This is a genomic window from Paenarthrobacter sp. TE4293 (assembly GCF_050435325.1).
GTDB lineage: Bacteria > Actinomycetota > Actinomycetes > Actinomycetales > Micrococcaceae > Arthrobacter > Arthrobacter nitroguajacolicus_C.
Genome location: NZ_JBNJRY010000006.1, coordinates 84,803 through 107,636 on the forward strand (window position 1 = coordinate 84,803; position 22,834 = coordinate 107,636).

Sequence of the window (22,834 nt, forward strand, 5' to 3'; positions counted from 1 at the left end):
TGGTTAATCTCTTAGCCGGTCAGGCAATGACCGGCTCGGCGTCCCACAGGGGCCGGGGACGGGAGGCGATGAGGTTCCGCGTGTACTCGTCTCCAGGGTCCTCAAGGATTCGCGCTGTGGGTCCCTGCTCCACGATCCGCCCTTGGTGCATCACAATGAGATCGGCGCAGAGCCGCGATACCACGGCCAGGTCGTGGGTGACGAACAGGATGGTCAGTCCAAGCTGGTCCCGCAGTTCCTCCACGAGTTCGAGCACCTGGGCCTGGACGGAGACGTCCAACGCACTGGTGGCCTCGTCCAGTACCAAGAGGCGGGGGCGTGCGGCAAGGGCCTTGGCCAAGGCGACACGTTGACGCTGTCCGCCCGAGAGGGCCCGGGGCTTGGCGTCGAACCGTTCCGGCTGGATGCCCACCCGCGCAAGAAGATCGCGTGCACTGTCCTTGGCTTCCTTGCGTCCTTGCTTTTGGTGCAGCCGGAAGACATCGGCCACGGCCTTGCCAACAGTGATGCGGGGATCCAAGGACAAATAGGGATCCTGGAAAACAATCTGTACTTCCTTGGCCAGCACCTTCCGCTCGGATGCTTTCAGGGGCCGGTGCGGCCTGGTGATACCGCGAAGGGTGAGCTCGCCGGCTGTGGCGGTTTCCAGCGCCAGCACCAGCCTGGCGAGCGTGGACTTCCCGGAACCGGACTCCCCCACGATGCCCAGGGACCCGCCCTCCGGCATGCTGAAGCCGGCATCGTCCAAGGCGGTGATGACTTCCCCCCGGGGCAGGTGGTACGTCTTGGACAACCCGGTGACCTCCAGCAACGGAGACCCTGCCGGCTCGGCCCCGAGAGCCGCAGCCACGGCAGAGCCACCACCTGTCTCAATGGCAGGAGTCGCCTCCACCAACTTCCGTGTGTAGTCCTGCTGGGGCGTCAGGAAAACAGCCTGGGTTGCCCCGTGCTCCACCACTTCGCCGCGTCGGAGAACATAGACGCGCTCACACAGGCTGGCGGCGAGGTTGAGGTCGTGGGTGATGAACAGCATGCCCATCCCGCGGGACTGTTGTTCTTCGCGCAGGAGCCGCACAATCCCGGCCTGCGTGGTGACATCCAGTGCGGTGGTGGGCTCATCGCACAGCAACAGATCCGGCGAATTCAGGAGGGCCGCGGCAATCATGACGCGCTGGAGCATGCCACCGGAAAGTTGGTGCGGGTGCTGGTCCATGAGTTCCTTGGCCCGCCGAAGCCCCACCTGTTCCAGTTGCTTCACGGCGCGTTCGATGGCCTCGGCACGGGTCAAACCGTCAAACCGCACCAGTGTTTCAGTGAGGAAGTCCCCGACGGTCCGGACCGGGTTGATGCCGGCGCGGGGGTCCTGGAAGATCATCGAAACATGCCTGCGGCGCAGCTCCATGAGCTGTTGCTTGCTGGCCGTCAGGGTATCGCGGCCCTGCACTGAGACCAGGCCGGACGACTGTGAGCCGCCGGGAAACAACCCCAGCGCGGCACGGGTGGTCAGGGACTTGCCGGAGCCGGACTCCCCCACCAAGGCGACAGCTTCGCCGTCGTCCACGTGCAGGGAAACGCTGTCCAGCAGCGGCTGCCGGTCCGGAAAGCCGAGCGTAAAGCCTTCGATCTGCAACAACTGGCTCATGAAAGTTTTCCTCCGATGCGGTCTGAGAGTTCCTCGCCGATGACGTTGACGGCCACCACCACCAGGACCACAACCAAGGCGGGCCAGAAGGCGGGCAGGAGGTAGCCGCCCAGCAGGGCGCCGCGGGATTCCTCGATCATGGCGCCCCAATCGCTGGTGGGCGGTTGCACGCCCAGTCCGATGAAGGAGAGCGCCGCGAGGTCTGCCAGCACGTAGCCGAAATTCAGTGTTGATTGGGCGCCGACCGTAGGAATGAGGTTGGGGAGCACCCGTCCCAGCACTACCCAGGGCGTCCGGAATCCGAGCACCCGGTAGGCCTGGACGTACGGCCTGCTGCGCTCAGCCACCACCAGGGACTGCGCGAGCCGGGCCACGTAGGGAACGTACGCGATGGTCATGGCCAGAATGGGTGCGAAGAGCCCTTTCCCGAACAAGGCGATGGCGAGCATGGCCATGAGCAGCGCAGGGAAAGCAAAGAGGAGATCGAAAAGACGGCCCAGGACCTTGCCCAACCAGCCTTCGGACCAGCCCGCCACCAAGCCCAGCAGCAGGCCCAGCACAGTGGATCCGATCACCACAATGGTGGGTCCCACCAGCGAGGTCCGCCCACCGTGCATGATCCGGCTGAGGAGGTCGCGGCCCAGTGCGTCCGTACCCAGCAGATGCTGACCGCTGGGACCGGCCAGGACGTTGTTGAGGTCCACGTAGTCCGGGTCATAGGGTGCCAGGACCGGGGCGAACAGGGAAAGAAGGACGACGGCGGCGGCAACGGCGAGCGCGCCCCACGCCATGGGTGAGAGGAGGCTGCCGTAACGGCGAAGCCCCGCCTGTGGCAGCTGGATGGCCAACGTCATCGGGACTCCGTTCCGGCCGCAATCCGCGGATCAATAAGGGGTTGGACGAGATCCACCACGGTGTTGACCAGGACGAAGGCTGCAACCACCACCATGACGATCGCTTGGACAACGCCGAAGTCGAGCCTGTCGATGGACTGCACCAGGAGTTGCCCGATGCCGGAGAGGCCGAAGGTCCGCTCGATGATGGCGCTGGATACCAGGAGTCCGGCCACCAGCACACCGCTCACGGTCAGGATGGGACCCAACGCGTTGCGCAGCACGTGGCGTGCCACCACGGACCCACGGCTGAGCCCACGGCTGGTTGCCACTTCCACGTGTTCGCGGAGCAATTGCTCGTTCATGGAGGACCGCGTCACCCGGGCCACCATGGCGATGTAGGTGATGCCCAAGGCGAGCGCCGGGAGGGTGAGATGCCAGATCCGGTCCCCTCCGGCGTCGCCGCTTCCAAAGGAGGGGAACCAGCCCAGGCCCACGGAGAAGAGCGCCACCAGGGCAATGGCCGCAACGAACGGCGGAACTGCCCCGGCCGCAGTGAGCGTGATCAGGATGAAGCGGTCCGCGAAGCCCTTGTTCAGGCTGGCCACGATTCCGGCGAACAAGCCGAGGACAGTGATGAACACCGCGGCCAGGGCGACCAGTTGCAAGGTGGTGGGCAGCCGTCCGAGCAAGACGTCGGAGACGTCCTGGCGGTAGGTCAGCGACCGGCCCCAGTCCCCCTGCAGGATGCCGCCGAGCCAGTTCAGGTACTGTTCCCAGGCCGGCTTGTCCAGGCCGAACTGCCGGGTGATCTCTGCAAGTGCCTCGGGTTTCGGGCTGCGTCCCCTGAGCAGGAAGCGTGCAGGGTCTCCGGGGACCAGGAAGCGGGAGAAGAACACGGCCAGGGAGGCAACGAACAACGTCAGCACCAGGGCAATCAGCTTCTTCACGATATAGACCGCCGGGCGGACCGCCCTGCGTTTGTCCCGCTTGTTGCCGGGAGCGACCGGCACGGTGGCAGGCTGGAGCTGTTCTGTAGCGGTCATATCAGCGACCTCCTATCTGGGCTGCCCACGGGAAGTACATGTAGTTGATGGACGGGTCCGCACCGGTGATGCGTTTGCCGAGCCACATGGAGGTGACGGTTTCGTACAGCGGCCCCCAGACCACGTCTTCGCTGGCCAGCTTGGCGGCCTGCCCGGTGAGCTCGCCCCGGGCTTCAGGGTCCTGCACGCTGTAGGCGGAGTTGACCACGTCATCGAATTCCGGGTTGCTCCAGCCGCCGTAGTTGCTGAAGTCCCCGGTCCGCAGCACGCTGTACATTTCCAGGGGTTCGGTGCTCGAGAGGTACCAGGACGTCACCAGGAGGTCCACGTTCTTGCGCGCCTCCGGGTCGGAGAACAGCGTGGTGTATTTGTCGTTGGACATGGTCTGGATTTCCGGTTCCAGGCCGATTTCTTTGGCCGCGGACGCTATGGCCCGTGCTGTGATGTCGAAGGCCGCATTCAGTGAGGCGGTGGCGAAGACGAATTTGCTGCCTTCGGCTCCGGCTTCCTTGATGAGTTTCCTGGCTTCTTCCAGGTCATAGGGTGTGGACAGCAAGCCGTCGAAGGCCTCGTCAGTCGTCTGCTGCGGCACGTCCTTCCACACGCTCCTGGTGGTCAACGCATCCGTCTTCTTCGCATAGCCCTGTTCGGCCGCCTTGATCAGTGCGTCCCGGTTGATGGCCATCATGAGCGCCTTGCGCACCCGGACGTCCTGGAAGGTCCCGGCCAGGTTGGTGAAGACCATGCTCTGTACGGAGGTGTCATTGCCGAAGTACAGGGACCCTGCGTCCTTGTTGGCTTTGAGGATGTCGATTGCGTTGGACGGGATCGCGAAGCCGCCGTCGATTTCACCGGTCTGGAAAGCATTGATGCGGGAGGTGGCGTCCGGGAGCATGGTGAACGTGACCTGCTTCGATTTGGCCTTCAGGTCCGGATCCCAGTAGTCGTCGAAGCGTTTGAGGGTGATGCTCTCCCCTGCTTCCCACTGATCGAACCGGAACGGTCCCGTGCAGTTCACGCCCGTTTTCGAGTTGCCGTAGTCCTTGCCTGCTTCCTCAAGGGTTGCTGCGGACTCCACCACGCCGGGGGCGCCCACCAGTGAAGCGTTGAACACATAGTCCGGGCGGGTGGTGGTGACTGTAACTTCGTAGTCGCCGGTCTTCTCGATGGACTCCACGTTTTGATAGGACGATGCCCAGAACGAACCCACTTCCGGGTCGAGGTGGCGGCTCAGGGACGCGACGACGTCGTCCGCCGTCATCTCAGTGCCGTCGTGGAACTTCACCCCTTGGCGGATGGTGTAGATCCACGTCAGGGGGTCGGGGTTCTCCACCCCCGTGGCCAGGCCGGGTGAGGTCGAGAGGTCCGCGTTCCATCTGAAGAGCGATTCGCACACATTGGACAGGACGGTGTTGTCCGGGTAATCGAACGCGTAGGCGTAGTCCAGGGAGAACGGCTCCGCGTACATGGCCCAACTGAAGTTGTCGATCTCCTTGGTGGGCGCATCTGTGGAGGTGGACAGGGTGTACTTGGCAGCGCCCGCGGCGTCCGTCACGCTGGCGGGCCGGGCGCCGCAGCCGCCCAGGACCACGCCGAGCACGACGCCGGCGACGGTCACCGCGGTGATGCGGGACGGCGTCGTCCGCTGTCTAATGCGCAGGGCGGCCTGCGCAGGTACGGGTGCTGTTGGCGGCCTCACTGCGTCACCGCCGGCTGGTGTCCACGGGCTGTTTTCGGGACCGGGCTTTGGGCTGCCGCGCGGTCATAGACGCACTCGCCCCCAATCCACGTCTGCGTCACCACCGCCTGGTGCAGTTCCTCCACAGGAAGCTCGAAGAGATTGACGTCCAGGACCGCGAGGTCGGCGAGTTTCCCAGGTTCCACAGTTCCCGTTACGGCGTCCAGGTGGTTGATCCACGCCGTGCCGTGGGTGTAGGCGTCCACGATCTGCTTGAGACTGAGCTTTTGTGATTCGGGGCCGAGCGGGGGCAAGTTTTGCCCGGGAGCTGTACGGTTCACAGCCACGTGGATGGCTGCGATGGGGTCGGCCGTGGAGACCGGCCAATCGCTGCCTGCCACCACCGTGGCGCCGGTGCCGGCCAGTTTCCCGAAGGGATAGTGCTTGTCCTCGGCGCCCGGTTCCAGGAACGGGAGGGTCAGGGTGTCCATCTGTTCCTCGTGGCAGGCCCACAGTGCCTGCACATTGGCGGCCGCATTGAGCTCCGCGAAGCGGGGAATGTCTGCGTCGCGCACCATCTGAAGGTGCGCGAGGTGGTGCCGGTGATCGTTGGTGCCGTTGACATCCCGGGCTGCCTCCAGCGCGTCCAGGGCATCCGTCACAGCGCGGTCGCCGAGGGCATGGAAGTGGACCTGCATGCCTGCGCCGTCGATGGCGGTAACGAATTCCTTCAATTGGTCCGGTTCGAAGAACTCAATGCCCCGGTTGTCCGTGTGGTGGCCGTGGTGGTCCAGGTAGACGTGGTGCATGGCGGCCGTGTAGTTTTCGGCTACACCGTCCACCATCACTTTGACTGTGTTGGCGTTGAGTTGCAGGGGGTCGAATTCTTCCCGCACGCTGTCACGGCGTTCCACGATTGCTTCCATCTGGGCCACGCCGGCGGTCCGGTCCCACCATTGGCAGGCCGTGACCCGGGCCTTGAGGTCCCCGGCCTTCACGGCGTCCCGGTAGACCTCCAGGTGATCGGCATGTCCGCCCTCCGGGATGGGAACCCAGGCGTCCTGCCAGGCAGTGATGCCTTGGGCGAGCAGCAGTTGCTGGGAGGCAAGCAGGCCTTGGTAGGCCAACTCATAGGACACTGCCGGCTTGACCGCGTTGAAGAGGTCCATGGCACCTTCGTGGACGGTGCCTGCTGGAGTGCCGTCCGCTTCGCGTTCCAGCCGGCCGCCCTCCGGATCAGGTGTTGCCGCACCGATTCCCGCTGCTTCAAAGGCCGCAGTGTTGGCCCAGGCGCCGTGGTGGTCCCTGTTGACGAGGTACACAGGCCGGTCCGGGACCACGGCGTCAAGCAACTCCCGGCCGGGGGTTCCACCGGGGAACAGGTCCATGGACCATCCCGCGCCCACGATCCACGGTTGGTCCGGGTTGTCCGCGGCGTAGCGGGCCACTGTTGCCACCGCTTCTTCTGCACTGGCCACCTCTGTCAGGTCGCACTGGAGGAGCTCTATCCCGGCGAAGATGGGGTGGATGTGGGCGTCCTGGAACCCGGGAAGCACCAGTTGGCCTTGGAGGTCCACACGGCGGGTGTCCGGGGTGACGGTGGCCTGGACGTCCCGGCCGTCTCCTATGGCCATGATCCGTCCGCCCCCGATAGCTATATCTGACCGGCTGGGTCCGGCGTCTTTGCCGGTGTACACCCATCCGTTCTCCAACAAAATCTCTGCGTGCACGATCGAGTCCTTTCGTGGGGAAATTCAACTCTGGGAGACAGACTATGAGCCGGATCACATTAAAGTCAACAGTGTTGACATCATCGCTGACAAAGACTTTGACTTGTTCTCGAGAGGAGGTCGCCATGGATCATGTAGGTTGATATTCAACCGGGGATCGCGTGGAAGGCGGACAACAGATGGTGCAGCCAGCACAGTCAACGGACCGCCGCACGCGCTTGGACCCAGCCACCATCATTGACGCCGTCCTCCGGATTTCACGCCAGGAACCCGGCGAACGGCTGACCGTCCGCCGGCTGGGACAGGAACTCGAAGTCGACGCCACCGCCGTCTACCGGCATTTCCGGAACAGGGACGCCATCGTCAGGGCAGCACTGGACAAGCTGTTCATGACATCGGTGGAACGCACGCTGGCCGTGGCACGCGATCAGGACTGGCGCGCCAGGCTTGAGGCCTACCTGGACGAGCTCCTCAGGGTCTTCATGCAGCACCCCTCCCTGGGCAGCGAGTCCTTCGCCACGGACACCTACGGCCCCGGTGAATTGACGGCAATCGAGTTCGTCCTCCAATGCCTCACCGACGCCGGGCTCGAAGAGGACCGCGTCGTGCACTATTACGCAGCCTTGGAAAGCTACACCCTTGCGCTGGGCGCCGGCATTGCGGTTGAAATCCAGCGGCTCCCGGACTCCGAGGGACACGATCCCTGGCTTAACCCCAGGGTCTTCACCCGCATCACCGGACACCCCCTGCTCGAAAAGCATCACGCCGCATTGCAAAACCTCGACTCATTGAAGGCGTTCCAGGCTGGTCTCGCGGCCATCCTGGACAGCGCCGAACGCGAAAGCACGCAGGCCTGACACCTGCCTGCCCGGCAACGCAACGCACCTTCCCCGCACGACGCCACCACCCGGCGTCGTCCCTTCACCGCTGCCCGGACACCGACGCCCGGCAGGGAAAGCACGGCACCCACATGCATCAATTCATCAACGGAAAACTCCTCACCGGCACTTCGGGCGACACGCTGGACGTCATGAACCCCGCGACATCGGAGGTGGTGGAAACCGTGAACCTCGCTTCGTTGGCAGACCTCGAAGCGGCAGTGGCAGCAGCGCGTTCAGCCTTCCCCGCATGGTCCCGGACCACCGCGGGAGAACGAGCCGGGATCCTGCAAAAGTTCGCCCGGATCATGGTCGAACGGGCCGCGGAGTTCTCCCGGGTGGAGAGTTCACAGACGGGCAAGCCGCTTCGGTTGACCCGCGGGTTCGACGTCCCGGGCACCATTGACAACATCGACTTCTTCGCCGGGGCCGCCCGCCACCTCGAAGGCAAGGCTACAGCTGAGTATTCGCCCCAGCACACGTCGTCCATCCGCCGCGAAGCGATAGGTGTCGTGGGGTCCATCGCGCCGTGGAACTACCCGCTGCAGATGGCCGCGTGGAAGATTCTGCCCGCGATCGCCGCCGGGAACACCATTGTCCTCAAGCCCGCTGAAATCACGCCACTGACCTCGCTCATGTTCGCGCAGGCGCTCACGGATGCCGGACTGCCCGACGGCGTGGTGAACGTGGTGGTGGGCGACGGCGCCACTGTGGGGGCTGCGCTCATGCGGCACCCCGATGTGGACATGGTGTCCTTTACCGGCTCCACCGCTGTGGGCCGGACAGTCCTGGAAGCTGCGGCCGTGAACGCCAAGCGCGTGCACCTCGAGCTGGGCGGCAAGGCCCCTTTCGTGGTGTTTAATGATGCCAATCTGGACGCCGCCGTACATGGCGCCGTTGCCGGCTCCCTCATCAACACGGGTCAGGACTGCACCGCAGCAACCCGGGCCATTGTGCACCGGAGCCTTTACGAGGAATTCGTGGCGAAGGTGGCCGACCACTTTGAGGGGATCGTCCTGGGCACCCCCGGGGATGAGGACGCGGACCTTGGCCCACTGGTCTCCTGCAAGCAGCGGGACCATGTGGCGGGGATGGTGGAGCGGGCCCGGGGCTACAGCAAAGTGGTGGCCGGCGGCTACGCTCCGACGAATAAGGGCCTTGCCGACGGCGCCTTTTACCGCCCCACACTGGTGGTGGATGCGGCGCCCGACTCGGAGATTGTCAAGGACGAGGTATTCGGCCCGGTCCTGGTGGTTCTTCCCTTCGACACGGATGAGGAAGCGATCCAGCTCGCCAACGACACCGTCTACGGACTGGCGGCCTCAGCGTGGACCGGCAACCTCCAACGAGCCATGCGCGCCACCCGCGAAATCAAGGCAGGCTGCGTCTGGGTCAACGACCACATCCCGATCATCTCCGAGATGCCCCACGGAGGTTTCAAGCAGTCCGGATTCGGCAAGGACATGTCCGCGTACTCCTTCGAGGAATACACGCAGGTAAAGCACGTGATGGTCGAACTGGACGGCACCACCGAGAAGGACTGGCACCGGACGATCTTCACGCTGCGCTGATCCCTCCGTTGCGAGGCCCGCTGGGCGCCGTTGTGAGGCCCGCTGTGCATGACTCCGCGGGATTTATAGCCGCAGAGCGGGCCTCACAACGGTCGCTTCGGGCCGGATTTTGCGTCCTGTCCCGAGCACTGCCGTGGCCACTCCCAGCAACAGGATCAGGCCGCCCATGATTTCGGCAATGGTGGGAATCTCGTTCAGGACCAGCCAGGCCGCCGTCATCCCCACCACCGGGACCAACAGCGTAAAGGGCACGACGTCGGAACTCGGGTACAGCGACAACAGACGGTTCCAGATGCCGTAACCCACCAAGGACGCGAACACGGCAGTGTAGATCGCGCTCAGGATGGTGGCTGGTTGCAGGTCAGTAAGCGTGGCCCAGACGGTGCCCGGCCCATCCACCACCAGCGACAAGCCGGCCAAAGGTACGGGCACCACGGCACCGGACCACACCACCAGCCCCAAACCGGAAGCCGCTTTTGAGTGGCGCGCCACCACATTGCCTACGGCCCAGGACAAGGCTGCGGCCAAAACGATCATCAGCGGAAGGACCGGTGCCACAGCGCTGCGCCCCAATGCCACCACTCCCAGCCCGGCGATGCCGAGCACCACGCCGGCCAGCTGGCGTCGGCTGGGCCTCTCGCCCAGGAACTTGGCTGCGAGCAGGATAGTGAACAAGACCTGCGCCTGAAGGACCAGCGATGCCAAGCCCGCCGGCATCCCCAGTGCCATACCCAGGTACAAGAGCCCGAATTGGCCGGCACTCATGAAGAGCCCGACGCCGGCAATCGCTTTCCAGCCCACGTTCGGTTTTCGGATGAAAAAGATGAACGGGAAAACGACGAGCAGGAAGCGCATGGCGACGAAAAGCAGCGGAGGAACCTCCCTGCCGTTCGTGTGCAGGCCGAGGTCGATGGCAACAAAATTGATGCCCCACAGGACGGCGACCACGACGGCGAGGGCAGAGTGGCGAAGGTTCACAAGTACACTATGGTCCGCTTCAGCGTGAAGAACCAGCGTTGAATTCGATATATAACAGCGTACATTTGCTTCATGATCGACATTTCAGCCCTGAGGGCGCTCGTGGCCGTGGAACAGCACGGATCGGTGGTAGCCGCGTCCGATGTCATGGGCTACAGCCCGTCCGCCATTTCGCAGCAGATCAAAAAGTTGGAGAAGCAGACCGGCGTGACGGTCCTCGAGCGAAACGGCCGCGGGGTACTCCTCACCGAACGTGGCTTGGCGCTGGCAGGGTATGGCCGGCGAATCATGGGCGAGCTTGAGGAACTGCAGGCCACTTTGCTCGCGGATCCCGCCAAGCCGTCGGGCCTGCTGAGGCTGGTCGCATTCTCCACGGCGTGCCGCGGCCTGGTGGGACCCCTGCTGGCGCGCATGGCGACTGCCCACTCTGCCGTGGAAATCACCGTGCTGGCAGAAGACCCCCGCGAAGCGGTGCAAAGGGTGGCGTCCGGCGAAGCGGAACTGGCGGTAGTGCATAACTGGAACTCGGTCCCGCTGGTCATCCCGGAGAACCTGGTGCATGAGGACCTCTGCATCGACCAAGCCGATGTCCTGGTCAACAGCACCCACCCGCTCGCGTCCCGGACCGCCGTCGAGCGTGAAGACCTGCTTGACGAGACCTGGATCAGCACCCCGGCGGGAGCCATCTGCAACGAGGCCCTACTGCAGATCTTCGCGGGGCTGGGGCGGGTCCCGGATATCCGTGTCTACGATCCCGACTTTTCCACGCACATCGCGATGGTGGAGCAGGGCGTGGCCGTGGCGTTGGTCCCGCGGCTCGGTAGACCGCCGCTGCCGCTTGGCGTCGTCGCCATCCCCGTGGTCAACCCCGTCCAGCAGCGATCGGTTGGCGTCGTGTTCCGCAAGACGATGACCGCCAGCCCCACCATCCGGCTCGCCGTACGCATGCTGCGTGAGATCGCCGCGGAAGATCTGCCCCTTCCGCGCGGTTGATCAACGTCACACGGGGGAACATTCGACGCGCAGCCAGCTGTTAGCTTAGGCTAACCTTACTTAGCTACCTGCGTCGCTCGGAGCGCGATCGCCGAAAACTTTTGAAGGGGCCCTACTGTGGAAGCAATCCTCTTTCCCACGGACATGAACCACCATCACACCTATGGCCTTGTCAGTTACATCATGATCGACGACGGACTCTATCCGAGCGCCCACAACCGGCGCGATCCGTACGCCCTGCCGGCGTTCGACATCCGCGGGCAATGGGTCTATCCCAGCCGGTACAACGAATACTTGGCGCCGCAGTTGCCCGTGTACATGTTCGACGGCGAATACCTGGTCGCGACCGGGCATGGCGAAGAAGCTGCAGGCCTGCCCGTCTTCGAGATCCGCTGCATGTGCATGCCCCAACTGGCCCACGGGGACCCAAGCAACCCGCAATAGAGGCTGCCCGCAGGTCAGTGGCGGGGAACCGTGAAGTGCGTCAGCCGCGCGTCCTGCCCATCCAGCTCAGCCCAGGATTTCTCCGTTTCCATGACCGTCAACGCACTCGTTGGGTAGCGGGTAGCGGCATCCATGTATGCGTCGTGGTCCGAATCGCGCGATGCCAAGTGCATGGCGAGGTCCTGGACTCCGGGCATGTGCGAGATGACCATCAGGGTGGTCACGGTGTCGGGAACGTGGTTGATCACCGTCAACATGCGGTTCGCGGAGGCGGCGTACAAGCCGTCCTCAAGTTTCGGCGTCGGCGCTTTATCGCCCAACTCATCACAGACCCAGGTGCAGGTCTGGCGGGTCCTCAACGCAGACGAGCACAAAATGAAGTCCGGCACCACGCCCTGCTCACGCAACCATTTCCCTGCAAGCGGAGCTTCCCGGTGTCCGCGCTCTTCGAGGGGACGCTCATGATCAGGCACGCCCATGGGCCAATCAGCCTTGGCATGTCGCATGATCACGAGCCGCTTGATGTGATGGTCGCTCATGAATCAACCCTATCCGCCCCCGCTTAGCCCTGGAGGCCAATGCTCACTGGGCGTGACAAGAGACGAAAGGCGGCACATCCCGACAGCGCCGTTGTTGCTGGGCCCACGCAGCCAGGGTTCCCTGACCGGGCTTGGGTTCCCTGACCGGGCTTGCGAGGTGAGGGCGGCCGTAGGGAGATACGAGCGCAGGCGCAGAGGTATGTGCCGCCTTCCGGCGGCTGTAAAGCTAGATCGAGTATTCCGGAGCGGCCCAGACAATAACTTCGGGGTGCTCGTAGAAGCGGTAGCCCTGGCCACGTACTGTGCGGACAGTGTTGGCAAGGCGACCAAGCTTGGAGCGAAGGCGGCGGATGTGCACGTCGATGGTGCGCTCGTTGGGAACCTCTTCGGCGTTGCGCCACAGACCTTCAAGAAGTTCGTCACGGCCCACGGTGCGGGTGCCGTTTTCGACGAGGTAGTTGAGCAGTTCGAATTCCTTGAACGTGAGGTTCAACGATTCGCCGTCGAGGTGCACTTCGCGGCGGGCGAGGTCGATCAGCACGCCGGAGGGGCGGGCTTCTTGCTGCGGCGCCGGGCGGGCAGTTTCGGTGCGCTGGCGGGAGGCCACGGTGGGGTCACCGAAGGTGGAACGCACGACGTCGAGTGCGGACCCGGGTGCCCCGGCGGGAGCGACTGCGACGGCAGCGTAGCTCTCGGCGCCGGTCACAAGCGACTGTGCGTAGGCACGGATTTCCTGGGCCAGCTTGGCAATGGAGGTGCCGGCTGCTGCGGCAGTTTCTTCGTCGATGCCCATGTAGAGCACGAAACCGCGGGCCACGTTGTCGTTGGCAACGGGGCGGAGCCTGTCGGACTGGGCAATCACCGGAGTGGGTGCCGTCATGGGTGCCGACTCAGTGGCAGGTACGGCGCGCAACTGGCCATAGGAGTTGGGGTTGTAGCCCTGCGGAACGTAACCGGGAGCCTGCTGGCCCGCGCCCTGCTGGGTGGGGGCGTAGCCGGGGCGGTTGCCGAATCCGGGGCGGAGCCCTGCGTTCGACGCTGCCTTGTTGGCGTTACGGACGGAGATGTGGACGTATCCAGATGCAACTGACATGGAGTGCTTACCTCAAAAGTGAATAGCCGTCATCGCGGCTTCGAATGCTGGTTGTCCCCGCAATGAGTTTGGGGAGGGGCGCCCAACGCTGGGCTAGGGGGCGAATGCCTGAAACTTCTTGGGGTGGAAAGTTAGGCTTGCATTCGACAACAGCGGTCATCATGGCCAGCGGGTGTGCTGGGCCAGGTTGCTGCGGCTGCAGGTGCTGTTGAGTTCTTGTTCACATTGGAAGTGTGCAACGTAACAATGGCAACACGCAAGTAACAAAGCGCCGAACCGTCCACATTTTGAGACGAGGAGGTCTATTGTGCCGCAAATCACAATTCAGCTGTGGGGATAAATGAACTCCATTTCATTCGGCTGGAGGAAGAAATATTCGCCTTCCAATGAATTTTCTTCGGTCAATCGGGCATTATATGCACCACCATTCCCGCGAACCACCCACCCACGGAATCTCACGATCTGAAACAGTTGTTGTCCAATCGCCGCCGGCAGCACTTCGGATTTTTTTGCCGAAAATCTGCTACAAGCTGTAGAACCGGCACGCCCTGCTCAGGACGAAGCCTCCCGACCGACCGGTCCGGCATCTCCGCTTCTGACCACGCCCACGACGATCCGGAATGGGAAGAAGTTTGCTGCGTTACAGCACGGGTCGCAGGCTGCGCAGGGTCGGGAGAGGTCACTCCTGTGACCTGTGGATACGCGTGTTTCCGGACTCCCACCTCGCTAGTGTTGACTTCACAGCGTCCTCACAGGACGGTCAAAGCGTTGGCAAACCAGCAGAACGGAGAGTTGTCCCATGGCTTCCTCGCACTCCATGACCAACAACCTTCCCCAGCTGTCCCACCCGGACGGCTCTCCAATCCGCGCCCTGGTGGTGGATGACGAACCCAGCCTGGCCGAGCTCATGAGCATGGGCCTGCGTATGGCCGGTTGGTCCGTGGCGGTTGCCGGCGACGGGCCTGACGCAGTGAAGCTTGCCAAGGATTTCCGGCCCGACGTCCTGGTCCTGGACGTCATGCTGCCGGGGTTCGACGGAGTTGAGGTCCTCAACCGCATCCGCGCTTTCGCTCCCGGGGTTCCCGCGCTGTTCCTCACGGCGAAGGACGCCGTGCAGGACCGTATTGTTGGCTTGGCTGCCGGCGGCGACGACTACGTCACCAAGCCTTTCAGCATGGAAGAAGTCCTCCTGCGTCTCCATCGTCTTGTCCAGCGTTCGGGCGTAGCCGCCATGGACACCGCCGAGCTGGTGGTGGGTGACCTTACCCTGAACGTGGACACCCGTGAAGTCACCCGGGCCGGCGAGGACATCCCGCTCACTGCCACCCAGTTCGAGCTTTTGCGTTACCTCATGGAGAACCCCAAACGGGTGGTCAGCAAGGCCCAGATCCTGGACCGTGTGTGGGACTACGACTTTGGTGGCCAGGCCAACATCGTGGAGCTCTACATTTCCTACCTGCGCAAGAAGATCGAAGCCAACCACCCGCCGATGATCCACACCATCCGTGGCGCCGGCTACGTCATCAAGCCAGCGGACTAGGCGTTGAGCACACTTTCGGGAGTGGCCAGGACGTCAGGCCGCAGCTGGCTCAACCCGTCCACCTGGCATTTACGGACAAAGTTGGTCCTGGTGGCCATGGCCCTCCTGGTCGCCATCTGCAGTGCCGTTGGTGTGGTCAGCTACGCCTCCATGGACATGGTCTTCAACCGGCAGCTCGACAGGCAACTGGAGCAGGCATCCAGCCGAGCGAACGACTTCGGCAGGCCGCCGTCGAACTTCCCTTCCTCGCCGTCAGGAAGGCCCGACCCCCTTGAGGCACGCGGCCAGGCCGCAGGAACCCTTAATGCCAGGATCGACGGCTCCACGGTGCGAAGTTCCGGACTGATCGACGCGCAAGGCAACCGCGTTTCGCTCTCTGCAGCCGACGAGCAAGTCCTGTTGTCGCTTCCCAAAGACACCGGCCCGGTGGACCGTTCGCTCTCCAACGGCGACTATCGGCTGATGGCTGTAGACACCGCCTACGGCGACGTGATCGTGACGGGCCTTCCGCTCGCAGACAAGCAGAGCGCCGAGGCCTCCCTGGTGTGGACGATGGTACTGGTTTCCTTGGGCGGGCTGGTGATTATTGGCTTGGCCGGTACCGTCATCATCCGCCGGACCATGCGCCCGCTGGAACAACTCTCCGAGGTAGCCACGAAGGTTTCCCGTCTTCCTCTCGACGCCGGTGAGGTGGCGCTTGCGGTGCGCGTACCGCCGTCGGCCGCACATCCGGGCACGGAAGTCGGCAGCGTTGGCCACGCACTGAACCAAATGCTGAACAACGTCTCCAGCGCGTTGGAGGCCCGCCAGGAGAGCGAAACCAAGGTGCGCCAGTTCGTCGCGGACGCCTCGCACGAACTCAGGACGCCCCTGACCGCCATCCGCGGTTACACCGAGCTGCTGAGGATGACCGAGAATTTCACCGATGACGGCCGGAAGTCGCTGGCACGTGTCCAAAGCCAGTCCGAGCGCATGACCACGTTGGTGGAGGATCTCCTGCTGCTTGCCAGGCTCGACGAGGGCCAGCCGGTCAAGGTCACGGACGTGGACCTCACACAGCTGGTGGTCGAAACCGTGAGCGACGAGAAGGTCATGGCGCCGGACCATATATGGCAACTCCAGCTCCCGGATGAGCCCGTCACGGTCCGCGGCGATGCGACGCAACTCCACCGGGTGCTGGCCAACCTGCTGTCCAATGCCCGCAAGCACACCGAGGCCGGCACCACCGTCGTCACGGGCGTCATGCTCTCTGCCGACGGCAGCGCAGTAGTCACCGTGACGGACAACGGGCCTGGCATTCCGGAGGATTTCCAAAGCCGGATTTTCTCCCGTTTTGCCCGCGCCGATGCCGCGAGATCGGGGTCCGAAGGTACGTCGGGACTGGGCCTGTCCATCGTTGAATCCATCGTCGAAGCGCACGGAGGGAGCGTTGAGGTGACCTCGCGTCCGGGACGCACGGAGTTCGCCCTTCGACTCTCCACCGTGAGCAACGAACGGGTGTAACGAATTCAGCAAGGCGACTCACCGCCATCGTGATCTCTGTTACCTAAATGTGACTTCTACGGAAACCTCCTGTACCGTCGAAAGGGTGGGTCGTCCCTAGCAGGCCCACATCCGGGATGCGCCGAGCTCTGCCACTTCCCGGAGTCCGTTCTTACTCCGAGGCAGAGACGGGGGACCCAGAGTCTCCGGGCCCAGGCATTTTGCCGGCCCTTGGGGTGAAGCCGCAGCGTGATGCGCGGCCGGATGACCTCATCCGAACCCGACAGCTAACTCCGCAGGCGCTGAGAGGTAATCACACATGTCTGAATTTAACGATCAGACGCGCCCTTCCGCGCGTCACCGCGACGAGCACAACGCACCGTTGACCAAGTCGCAGGCTGTCCTGAAGAACGCCGCCCGTCAAGGTAAGTCCGGCCACCGCATGTCGGTTGTTGCCGGTGTCGTAGCCGCCGCACTGGGCGTTGCATCGCTCGGTACTGCTGCCAACGCCGCTTTGACCCTCCCTGAAGTGAGCCGCGTGGCCGAGACCCAGGCGAATACCCAGGTCAGCAACAACAAGACAGCTGAAATCTCCGCTTCCTTGGATGCAGCCGCCGCCAAGGGCGCTGCTGACAGGGCTGCTGCCGACAAGGCCGCTGCTGAGAAGGCTGCTGCCGAGAAGGCTGCCGCAGACCAGGCCGCTGCTGAGAAGGCTGCCGCAGAGAAGGCAGCCGCAGACCAGGCCGCTGCAGAGAAGGCAGCCGCTGATGCTGCTGCCAAGCAGGCCGCCGACGCCGCTGCTGCCGCCGCCGCTGCGGAAGCTGCAGCTGCTGCTGCCGCCCCGAAGGCCGTGGACGACCCCGCCGCCGCCAAGGCCTACGCTGCCAGCATCCTTGGCAGCTACGGCTGGAGTGCCGGCGAAATGACTGCTTTGAACACTCTGTGGGAGAAGGAGTCCAACTGGAAGACGACTGCCACGAACGCTTCCAGTGGCGCTTACGGCATCGTCCAGTCCCTGCCGGCTTCCAAGATGGCATCGGCCGGTGCTGACTGGCAGACCAATTACCAGACCCAGATCAAGTGGGGCCTGAACTACATCAAGGAACGCTACGGATCCCCGTCAGCCGCTCTGGCCTTCCACCTGGCCAACAACTGGTACTAAACCAGGCTGCTTGATTGCCGCGCCGGTTCCTGCCGTTCGCACCAGTACCCACTGGAGCGGATGGCGGGAGCCGGCGCGGTTTTCCCGTTTCACAGCTGTCCTCCGTGGTTCACAGTGGGGACACAGTTTCCGCCTACAGCCCTCATAATCGCCGGCTCCATTCTGGAAACATGACGCTCACAGATCCAGCCATCAGCGCCACTCCACGACGGGTCCGTTCCGAGCGCTTCGGTGGCGCGAGGTCACCCATTGCGCAGCCGGCCACGCACTACGCGGAGCCACAGCCGCGGCGCTCCCCCGTCGACACCTTGGCTGCCGTCCCGGTCCTGGACATCACCCTTCCCGTGTCTAATGAGGAAGCCCGCCTGGAACAGAACCTGCGCAGGCTCCACGGACATCTCACTGACTCTTTTCCGCACACCTTCCGGATCACCGTGGCGGACAATTCCAGCACGGACAACACCCTGCGGATCGCCGAGCGCCTGGCCAGGGAGCTCCCTGAACTGCTGGTGGTCCGATTCCAGGAAAGGGGCCGCGGAAACGCGCTCCGCCAGGTCTGGCAGTCCTCGCCGTCCCCCGTGCTCGCCTACATGGAAGCAGACCTTTCCACGGACTTGTCAGCGCTGGCTCCCCTCCTCGCGCCTCTGCTCTCCGGCCACTCGGATCTCGCTATCGGAACGCGGCTGGCCCGGAACTCCCACGTGATACGCAGCTCCCGGCGCGGGTTCATTCCCCGGAGCTACAACGCCCTGCTGCGCGCTGTCCTGGGGGCAGGCTTCTCGGATGCCCAGTGCGGTTTCAAGGCCGTCCGCGCGGACGTTGCCCACCGACTTCTTCCACATACCAGGGACGATGGCTGGTTCCTTGACACAGAATTGCTGGTGATCGCCGAACGCTGTGGTTTGCGCATTCATGAAGTCCCCGTCGACTGGACCGACGACCCCAACCCAAGTGTCGACGTCGTACGCACCGCCTGGGCCGATCTGCGCGGCGTGGCGCGCCTGACCCGCGACCTTGGGCGTGGACGCGTTCCACTTCATGAGCTTCGCCGGGAAATTGGCCGGCCACCTACAACGCCAAGTGCCGGCATTCCCGGGCGCGTGCTGGAAGCGTTGGCCTGGACATTGGTCTACGCGCTGAGTTTCCTGCTGGTCCGCGGCGTCGTGGATCCCCTGCCGGCACATCTCATCGCGCTTGTTTTCGTGAGTGGCGGCACCCGCCTGCGCTTCCAAGGTCCGGTCACGATCTTTCTCACGCTGCTGCTGGGCACGGTTGCGCTCGCCTTATTGCCGCTCATAACGACGCCGGACCGCTGGCTTGAGGGGGCTGCACTGGCTGTCGCGTCGCTCGTCGCCCATCTTGGCGGCTGCCTGATTGGTCGAAGGACCACGTAACCATGCAGACGGCGGTCCCCTCAGGCCTCCGGCTCAGCCTCCACCGCACCCCGCACAGCGGCGATCGACGCGGCAACGTCTCCGGCGTCAGTGGTCCAGTTGCTCACGGAGATCCTCAGGATTTCCCGGCCACGCCACGACGAACCAGACATCCATACAGCTCCCTCAGCCATTAGCCGTTGGGTGATGCGGTGGGTGCGGTCGTCACTGCCAAAGCTCACCGACACCTGTGTGAAGACGACGTCGTTAAGCACCTCGACGCCCGGAATAGCGGCGAGTCCCTCGGCCAAGGCGCGGGCGTTTGCTGCGAGCCGCTCCACCATGGAGATCACCCCGGACCGGCCCAGTTGGCGCAGGGCCGCCCACACCGGAATGCCACGGGCCCGACGGGACATTTCAGGGACTTTCTCCAGCGGATCGCCGAGTCCGGTTTCGGTGGCGATCAAATAGCTGGTGTGAACGCTGAAAGCGCGCCTGAGGGATTCGGGCCGGGAAACGATCGCCAATCCACAGTCGTAGGGAACATTCAGGGTTTTGTGGGCATCCGTGGCCCAGGAATCCGCTTCTTCCACTCCTGCCAGCCGTCCCCGCAGCTCCGGGCTCACAGCAGCCCACAGTCCAAACGCGCCGTCTACGTGCACCCACGCTTCACGGTCGTGGGCCACCGCGATTGCTTCCTCCATGGGATCAAAGGCGCCGGAATGCAGGTTGCCTGCTTGGAGGCAGACCAATGATGGGCCGGGTTGCTGATCCATGGCGTCGGCAAGCGCGTCGGGGAGAATCCGTCCTTCGTCGTCGGCGTCGACAGGCACGCAGGCACCCAATCCGAGATACCGCAACGCCAGATCCACTGCGGCGTGCCGCTCCCTGCCCGCAAAGGTGGTGATGCGTGGGGCACCTGTCAGCCCCAGCGCCTCAAGGTCCCAACCCGCTTCGTCCATCAGGTATTGGCGCCCGGCCGCCAGTCCCACGAAGTTGGCGGTGGTGGCGCCGGTGGTGAACCCGACGTCGGCACTTGCCGGAAGGTGAAGTAGGTCCAGCAACCACGCGGCGGCAGATTCCTCGATGGCAGCAGCGGCGGGGGTTGCAAAGCGGAGACCTGTGTTCTGGTCCCACGCCGAGACCAGCCAATCCGCGGCCATGGCAGCGGGCAGGGTTCCGCCCATGACCCACCCAAAGAACCGTCCGGACTGGATCGCCATCAAGCCGGGCTCAGCCAGTGCGGCGAGCTCATCAACTACTTCGGCGGCATCCGTCGCTTCATCAGGCAGACGCGGCAGGATGCTCTTGGCAACCTGATCGGCGTCGGAGGAAGGACGGACAGAACGGGTGGGTACCGACGCGAGCCAATCACCGGCGTGGACCATGGCCCGCTCCAATGCAGCACCGTACGCCTCCGGCATCGCAGACATGCGCACAGCCTACGCCCGGTTCTTCGCTTGGAACAGTCTTTAATCCGGCAGTACTAAAGGGTCAGCGTGAGGAGGTGCCCGCCGTCGTTGTCCATTACCGAGGTGACCGTCACGGCCGAGTAGTCCGGGATCCGCCACATACCCGCCCCCAGTTCCGCAGTGTGCCCTGCAGGGGCCTTGCCCACCACCACGGTCCGCATCCCTGCGGCACGGGCGGCGGCAATACCGGCAGGTGCGTCTTCGAAAACCACGACGTCGGCAGGGTCGGCTCCCAGCAGCGCCGCCGCCTTGAGGTACCCCTCCGGATGCGGCTTGCCGCGGGTGACAGACTCGGCTGTGACCGTTGTAGACGGCATGGTGAGTCCGGCCGCCCGCATGCGGATATCGGCGAGGACGCTGTCAGCAGAGGTAACCAACGCAATGGCGTCGTCAGGAAGGCCCGCCAGCAGGGCCTCGGCACCGGGAAGCGCGATGACGCCATCGGTCCGGGAACGCTCCATTTCGCCCAGTTCCGCCGTCAGCGCCGCGACGTCGGAACCTGCAGGCGCGTAGCGGCGCACGGTATCGCCGGCTTGGACGCCGTGGGAGGTGCGCAGGATTTCGTTGAAGTCCAAGCCGTATCGCTCAGCGAATTCCAGCCACACTTGCTCGACGATCGCCGTGGAATCAACCAGCGTTCCGTCCATGTCGAAGAGGACGGCACGAACAGTCAACACGGGTGCGGCAGGATGGCTCATGGTTCCATCCTGCCGCACACTCATGGTGTGGTGTTGAAGTGTGACTCAGCCGTTGGGCCGTTGCGGAAGGTACTGCAACGCCCACTTATTGCCGTCTGGGTCCGCAAAGTACACAAAGTGGCCCCAGTCCTGGATGTCGACATCGCTGACGTCTACACCGTTGTCCTTGAGCTGCTGGTGCGCTTTGTTGATGTCGCTGACCACGATTTGCAGGCTTGGAGCTGTTCCGGGAGGGGCGTCACTCAGGCCCTCGCCTATGGCGATGGAACACGCCGAGCCCGGCGGAGTCAGCTGCACGAAGCGGATGCTGTCTGAGGGGCGCTCATCAAAATCCGCGTTGAAACCAACCTTGTTGACGTAGAAGTCCTTCGCGCGATCGACGTCGGACACAGGGACAAACACCAGTTCAAGTTTCCAGTCCATGCGCCACAGGCTAACGGGGTGCGCCGGAAACCGGTAGGGGTCAGTCGTTCCCTGTGAAGATCAGCCGGCCACGCCGTAGAGGCGGTCTCCGGCGTCGCCCAGGCCCGGCACGATGTACGACTTTTCGTTGAGCTTCTCGTCAATTGAGGCCAGGACGATTTTCACGTTGGCGTCGGAGAGCTCTTCCTCAAGCTTGGACAACCCCTCAGGAGCGGCCAGCAGGCAGATGCAGGTGACGTCCGAGGCGCCGCGTTTGAAGAGGAACTTAATGGCCTCGCGCAGGGTGCCGCCGGTTGCGAGCATGGGGTCCAGGACGAAGATCTGGCGACCGGTGAGGTCTTCAGGGAGGCGCTCGGCGTAGGTGATGATGTCCAGGGTTTCTTCATCGCGGGCCATGCCCAGGAAGCCGACCTCGGCCGTGGGGACCAGCTTGGTCATGCCCTCAAGCATGCCCAGCCCTGCGCGCAGGATGGGGACAACCAGCGGAGTGGGCTTGGTGAAAGCCGTACCGATGGTGGTGGTGACGGGGGTCTCGATCTCGACTGGCTGCGTCTTGACCTCGCGGGTGGCTTCATAGGCCAGGAGGGTGACTAGTTCTTCAGTGAGTTGCCGGAAGACCGGTGAAGGGGTGTTCTTATCCCGCAGAACGGTGAGCTTGTGAGCGACCAGCGGGTGGTCCACGACGAGTGTGCGCATCCCCCAAAACTATCATTGAGACATGAGCGCCACCGAGCCGTATCACGCAGACCACATGGCCTGGATGGGCCTTGCCCTGGACGAGGCCCGGTTGGCGCTGCAAACGGACGACGTACCGATCGGTGCGGTCGTCTTGGGGCCCGACGGCCGCGTGCTGGGTTCCGGACGCAACGAACGCGAAGCGCACGGGGACCCTACGGCCCACGCTGAGGTGGTTGCAATCCGCCAAGCGGCTGCTTCGCTGCGCCAGCGCGCGGCGGAGACGGGCTCGGACGGTGACGGTTGGCGGCTTGAGGACTGCACGCTGGTGGTCACCTTGGAGCCATGTGCCATGTGCGCCGGGGCTATTGTCCTGGCCCGGATTCCGCGCGTCGTTTTTGGCGCGTGGGACGAGAAAGCGGGAGCGGTGGGTTCCGTGTTCGACATCCTCCGCGAGCGCCGTCTCAATCACTGGGTGGAGGTCTACGCGGGCGTGCGGGAGGAAGAATGCGCAGCCCTGCTCAAGGAGTTCTTCGCCTCACACCGGGTCCCCAGCGAGGGTAATCGCCCGGCCTGATCCTCTT

General features: G+C 64.0%; 21 protein-coding genes and 1 riboswitch. Of the genes, 9 read left to right on the forward strand and 12 right to left on the reverse strand.

All coding sequences use genetic code 11. The features are described from left to right. Positions 1-19 precede the first annotated feature (19 nt). The 5 genes from QF015_RS13470 to QF015_RS13490 are packed head-to-tail and all read right to left on the reverse strand — an operon-like array spanning position 20 to position 6,929. Positions 20-1,642, reverse strand: a complete 1,623-nt coding sequence (locus tag QF015_RS13470) for a dipeptide ABC transporter ATP-binding protein (protein ID WP_429389595.1) — start codon at positions 1,640-1,642, stop codon at positions 20-22. After that, a complete protein-coding gene (locus QF015_RS13475; RefSeq protein WP_429389597.1) occupies positions 1,639-2,496 on the reverse strand; it encodes an ABC transporter permease in 858 nt (285 codons plus the stop codon). Before QF015_RS13475 ends, QF015_RS13470 begins: the two co-directional genes overlap by 4 nt. Beyond that, complete coding sequence (locus QF015_RS13480; RefSeq protein WP_429389599.1) at positions 2,493-3,521, reverse strand: ABC transporter permease; 1,029 nt, start codon at positions 3,519-3,521, stop codon at positions 2,493-2,495. The genes QF015_RS13475 and QF015_RS13480 overlap by 4 nt, the downstream gene beginning before the upstream one ends. A gap of 1 nt (position 3,522) precedes the next feature. Then, complete coding sequence (locus tag QF015_RS13485; RefSeq protein ID WP_429389601.1) at positions 3,523-5,220, reverse strand: ABC transporter substrate-binding protein; 1,698 nt, start codon at positions 5,218-5,220, stop codon at positions 3,523-3,525. Then, positions 5,217-6,929 carry an amidohydrolase gene (locus QF015_RS13490; RefSeq protein WP_429389603.1) on the reverse strand — a complete coding sequence of 571 codons (1,713 nt, stop codon included), beginning with the start codon at positions 6,927-6,929 and terminating at the stop codon, positions 5,217-5,219. The genes QF015_RS13485 and QF015_RS13490 overlap by 4 nt, the downstream gene beginning before the upstream one ends. A 179-nt stretch (positions 6,930-7,108) precedes the next feature. On the opposite strand from QF015_RS13490, the gene QF015_RS13495 reads away from it, so the two are divergent. After that, entirely contained in the window at positions 7,109-7,786 is a 678-nt protein-coding gene (locus QF015_RS13495) for a TetR/AcrR family transcriptional regulator (protein ID WP_310202623.1), read from the forward strand. A gap of 113 nt (positions 7,787-7,899) precedes the next feature. Next, a complete protein-coding gene (locus QF015_RS13500) occupies positions 7,900-9,378 on the forward strand; it encodes a gamma-aminobutyraldehyde dehydrogenase (RefSeq protein ID WP_429389605.1) in 1,479 nt (492 codons plus the stop codon). 63 nt (positions 9,379-9,441) lie between these two features. On the opposite strand, the gene QF015_RS13505 is transcribed toward QF015_RS13500, so the two are convergent. Further along, a complete protein-coding gene (locus tag QF015_RS13505) occupies positions 9,442-10,356 on the reverse strand; it encodes an EamA family transporter (RefSeq protein WP_429389607.1) in 915 nt (304 codons plus the stop codon). A 72-nt stretch (positions 10,357-10,428) separates the two neighbouring features. On the opposite strand from QF015_RS13505, the gene QF015_RS13510 reads away from it, so the two are divergent. Then, a complete protein-coding gene (locus QF015_RS13510) occupies positions 10,429-11,349 on the forward strand; it encodes a LysR family transcriptional regulator (protein WP_429389609.1) in 921 nt (306 codons plus the stop codon). A gap of 117 nt (positions 11,350-11,466) precedes the next feature. Next, positions 11,467-11,793 (forward strand): hypothetical protein, encoded by a 327-nt coding sequence (locus tag QF015_RS13515; RefSeq protein ID WP_429389611.1) that lies wholly within the window; start codon positions 11,467-11,469, stop codon positions 11,791-11,793. A gap of 14 nt (positions 11,794-11,807) precedes the next feature. On the opposite strand, the gene QF015_RS13520 is transcribed toward QF015_RS13515, so the two are convergent. Both QF015_RS13520 and QF015_RS13525 read right to left on the reverse strand, forming a co-directional pair. Continuing rightward, entirely contained in the window at positions 11,808-12,332 is a 525-nt protein-coding gene (locus QF015_RS13520; RefSeq protein ID WP_310202633.1) for a SixA phosphatase family protein, read from the reverse strand. 226 nt (positions 12,333-12,558) lie between these two features. Then, on the reverse strand, positions 12,559-13,425 hold the full coding sequence (locus QF015_RS13525; protein WP_310202635.1) for a winged helix-turn-helix domain-containing protein: 867 nt from the start codon (positions 13,423-13,425) through the stop codon (positions 12,559-12,561). A gap of 799 nt (positions 13,426-14,224) precedes the next feature. On the opposite strand from QF015_RS13525, the gene QF015_RS13530 reads away from it, so the two are divergent. The 4 genes from QF015_RS13530 (at position 14,225) to QF015_RS13545 (ending at position 19,003) form a co-directional block, all read left to right on the forward strand. Then, on the forward strand, positions 14,225-14,965 hold the full coding sequence (locus QF015_RS13530) for a response regulator transcription factor (RefSeq protein WP_429389614.1): 741 nt from the start codon (positions 14,225-14,227) through the stop codon (positions 14,963-14,965). Positions 14,966-14,968: 3 nt separating this feature from the next. Next, on the forward strand, positions 14,969-16,468 hold the full coding sequence (locus tag QF015_RS13535) for a sensor histidine kinase (protein ID WP_429389615.1): 1,500 nt from the start codon (positions 14,969-14,971) through the stop codon (positions 16,466-16,468). Positions 16,469-16,601: 133 nt separating this feature from the next. Next, positions 16,602-16,761: riboswitch (cyclic di-AMP (ydaO/yuaA leader) on the forward strand. Positions 16,762-16,766: 5 nt separating this feature from the next. Further along, the gene (locus QF015_RS13540) at positions 16,767-17,609 is read left to right on the forward strand and encodes a hypothetical protein (protein WP_310202641.1); all 843 of its coding nucleotides are present in this window, start codon (positions 16,767-16,769) and stop codon (positions 17,607-17,609) included. 170 nt (positions 17,610-17,779) lie between these two features. Then, positions 17,780-19,003 carry a glycosyltransferase gene (locus tag QF015_RS13545; RefSeq protein ID WP_429389617.1) on the forward strand — a complete coding sequence of 408 codons (1,224 nt, stop codon included), beginning with the start codon at positions 17,780-17,782 and terminating at the stop codon, positions 19,001-19,003. Positions 19,004-19,023: 20 nt separating this feature from the next. Here QF015_RS13545 and QF015_RS13550 read toward each other — a convergent pair whose 3' ends face one another. Genes QF015_RS13550 through upp form a run of 4 tightly spaced genes read right to left on the reverse strand, consistent with a single transcriptional unit; the run spans position 19,024 to position 22,271 of the window. Beyond that, on the reverse strand, positions 19,024-20,415 hold the full coding sequence (locus QF015_RS13550) for a pyridoxal phosphate-dependent decarboxylase family protein (RefSeq protein WP_429389619.1): 1,392 nt from the start codon (positions 20,413-20,415) through the stop codon (positions 19,024-19,026). A gap of 53 nt (positions 20,416-20,468) precedes the next feature. Then, entirely contained in the window at positions 20,469-21,152 is a 684-nt protein-coding gene (locus tag QF015_RS13555; RefSeq protein ID WP_429389620.1) for an HAD-IA family hydrolase, read from the reverse strand. A 45-nt stretch (positions 21,153-21,197) separates the two neighbouring features. Further along, positions 21,198-21,575, reverse strand: coding sequence for a VOC family protein (locus tag QF015_RS13560; RefSeq protein ID WP_309994895.1), 378 nt, complete (start codon positions 21,573-21,575; stop codon positions 21,198-21,200). A gap of 60 nt (positions 21,576-21,635) precedes the next feature. Further along, positions 21,636-22,271 carry a uracil phosphoribosyltransferase gene (gene upp, locus QF015_RS13565; protein WP_017198151.1) on the reverse strand — a complete coding sequence of 212 codons (636 nt, stop codon included), beginning with the start codon at positions 22,269-22,271 and terminating at the stop codon, positions 21,636-21,638. Positions 22,272-22,293: 22 nt separating this feature from the next. Between upp and QF015_RS13570 the strand changes: the two genes are divergently transcribed. Continuing rightward, on the forward strand, positions 22,294-22,827 hold the full coding sequence (locus tag QF015_RS13570; RefSeq protein WP_429389623.1) for a nucleoside deaminase: 534 nt from the start codon (positions 22,294-22,296) through the stop codon (positions 22,825-22,827). The last annotated feature ends 7 nt before the right edge of the window (positions 22,828-22,834 follow it).